Below are 557 nucleotides of genomic sequence, written 5' to 3' on the forward strand. Positions count from 1 at the left end.
GCCATGCTGTCGGCCATCGCCTACCTGACGCTGGCGATCCTGCTCGCCCGGGTCGAGCGCTCGGGCCGGGTGAAGGCGTTCGCGATGGGGCTCGGCGTCGTCACCACGCTGCTCGTCGGCATCAGCCGGATCTACCTCGGCGTGCACTGGCCGAGCGACGTGCTCGCCGGCTGGTGCATCGGCGCCGCCTGGGCCTCGCTGTGCTGGTTCGTCGCCCTGCAGCTCCAGCGCCAGGCGGTGGTCGAGGCGCCGGACCCGCCGCCGCCGGCGTGATCGGTCGCCTCCCGACGGTTTTGCCACCCTCGGTGCCATCCTGGGGCTCGCCGCAGGCGAGAACCCGGAATCCATTTGGCCGCATGGTTCGTGGAAGAACGGATTCCGGGTTCCACGCTAACGCGTCGCCCCGGAACGACATGTGGAGAGGGCGAAACGAAATCCAAAGCTCGATCGATTCACGTCACGAGAATCCATCTCTGCGAGTTGTTGTTATTGGAGCGTGAACAAACTCGCCGTCGTCCTGGCGAAAGCCAGGACCCATTACCCCGACTGCCAATTGT

At 66.2% G+C, this 557-nt stretch carries 1 protein-coding gene; it reads left to right on the forward strand.

The window, feature by feature from the left end:
* Positions 1 to 273 (forward strand): phosphatase PAP2 family protein (locus NS355_RS17960; RefSeq protein WP_153008293.1); only part of this gene is annotated, 273 nt, incomplete at its 5' end.
* Between the last annotated feature and the right edge of the window lie 284 nt (positions 274 to 557).

It is taken from the genome of Sphingomonas yabuuchiae (genome assembly GCF_001477495.1).
In the GTDB taxonomy this organism is placed as follows: domain Bacteria; phylum Pseudomonadota; class Alphaproteobacteria; order Sphingomonadales; family Sphingomonadaceae; genus Sphingomonas; species Sphingomonas yabuuchiae_A.